The organism is Corallococcus sp. CA047B, assembly GCF_003612065.1.
Taxonomy (GTDB): Bacteria; Myxococcota; Myxococcia; order Myxococcales; family Myxococcaceae; genus Corallococcus; species Corallococcus praedator.
In genome coordinates, this window is record NZ_RAWD01000612.1 from 1 (window position 1) to 1987 (window position 1987).

The following is a 1987-nucleotide window of genomic DNA, read 5'->3' on the forward strand; positions in this document are numbered from 1 at the left end:
CGCTGGGGGAGCGCACGCCGGGGCTGGACGGCCGGGACACGACGCCGGGGCTGGAGGGCCGGGACACACCGGGGCTGGACGCGCGGCCGTTGCTGGACGGCATCCTCGCGCGGCCCTGGGACGGCTCCGACGACGGGGACTGCCACGCGGCCAGCTGGTCCTTGAAGCTGGGCGGCAGCTCCACCTTGCGCCCCTCCGCGGTCAGCTCCTCCGCGAAGAGGTAGGACATGAGCTGGCTCAGCATCGTGGGCGTGAAGCGCGGCGTGTCGCGGTAGAGCATCTCCACCAGCGACTCGCTCAGGTCCTTCGCCGTCTGGTAGCGCGCGTCGCGGTCCACGGCCATCGCGTGCGCGACGATCTGCTCCAGGTCCTCGCCCACGCCCGGGTTGATGGCGGACGGGGGCAGGCAGTCGCCGTCGATGATGCGGGGCAGCACGGTGACGAACTCGCCCTCGAAGGGGCGCCGGCCGCACAGCATCTCGTAGAGGACGATGCCCGCGGCGTACACGTCCGTGCGCGCGTCCAGGTCCTGCTGTCCCCGGGCCTGTTCGGGGGAGAAGTACGGGTACTTTCCCTTGAGGGTGCCCGGCGACGTCTTGGCTTCGACGGCGCTCGTGGCCTTGGCGATGCCGAAGTCGATGACCTTGACCTCGCCCTCGTAGGAGATGAGGACGTTGTCGGGGGACACGTCGCGGTGGACCAGGCCCAGCGTCTGGCCGTCCTCGCCCACGTGGCGGTGCGCGTAGTCCAGGCCCTCGCACAGCTTGCTGGCGATGTGCAGCGCCAGGGGCTGCGGCAGGAAGCCCACCCCGGCGCGGGCCGCGCGGCGCAGCACCTTGGACAGGGGCTGGCCGTGCACCAGCTCCATGGCGATGAAGTACTGCCCGTCCACTTCACCGAAGTCGAAGATCTGCGCGATGTTGCCGTGCGTGAGGCCGGCCGCGACGCGCGCTTCGCTGATGAACATCTCCACGAAGTCGTGGTCGTCCACGAAGTGCGGGAGGATCTGCTTGATGACGCACGGCTTCGTGACGCCGGCCGCCCCCGTCAGGCGCGCGCGATACGTGACGGCCATGCCCCCCGCGGCAATCTTGGAGACCAGGACGTACTTGCCGAATTGCTGGGGACTGGGTTCTGCCACGGGCGATCAGACGGGGCCGGTAAAGGGGGAAAGCCCGAGCATACTCGCCTTCGCCCGAAAGTCCCGGGCGCGCTCGCATGGCATGCGAAGATTTCGCTCCAGGTGCTGAACCGGGGGGAGGCGGGCGTGGTGGGTTGTGACAACCCGTGGAAATGACTGGACGTCCAGGGTGGGTGGGCGGCGGGTGTGAGGTGGGCTGCTGTCGCGGTTCACACTTCTTCACGGCGCTTCATTCAGCGCTTCCGGGGCGCGGGGTTATCACCTGCGCCATCCAGGACCTCGGGTCCGGATGGGGGTGGCGGGAAGGCCGCCTCCAGGGAAGCGAGACAACGGCCATGGGGCAAGCGCGCCCGGTGTGGAACGGAGTGGCCACCTTCGCGGTGGTGCTCGGGCTGATGCTCGCCCCGGGGCGTGCGCGGGCGCAGGACGAGGGCGGGTGGCTGTCCGCGTTCCAACTGCTGGCGAGCAGCCCGGAGCTGGGCGGCAGCGACGTGCCCCGGGACGTGCCGGTGCGCAAGGGCTCCCGGGCGTCGGTGGTGCCGCCGGAGGTGATGGCCCGGGTGCTGAAGGAGGAAGGGCCCCGGCCCGTGCCCACGGCGTCCGCGGCGGAGTCCGGTCCGGTGGTGGCGCCCGAGCGCGACGGCGGCGTGCCGGTCTACGCGGAGGCCGGTGAGCTCCAGCGGTCCGGTTCCTTCGCTTCGGAGGACGAGGCGCCGTCGCGAGGCGGGGGCCGGGTGTCCGAGCCGCGCGTCCGACTGGTGCGGGAGGAGGCGCCGCTTCCTCCGTTCAAGCCGTTGCCGGTGGTGGTGGCGGTGGTGCCGGGCCTGCTGCTGCACGGGCTGGGGT

The 1987-nt window shown here is 71.3% G+C and carries 1 protein-coding gene and 1 pseudogene; one reads left to right on the forward strand and one right to left on the reverse strand.

The window, feature by feature from the left end; genetic code table 11:
• Positions 1-1141 (reverse strand): serine/threonine-protein kinase (locus D7X74_RS41560; RefSeq protein ID WP_147446900.1); only part of this gene is annotated, 1141 nt, incomplete at its 3' end.
• Between the two features lie 335 nt (positions 1142-1476).
• On the opposite strand from D7X74_RS41560, the pseudogene D7X74_RS41565 reads away from it, so the two are divergent.
• Positions 1477-1987: pseudogene (locus tag D7X74_RS41565) on the forward strand (hypothetical protein); the annotation flags it as partial.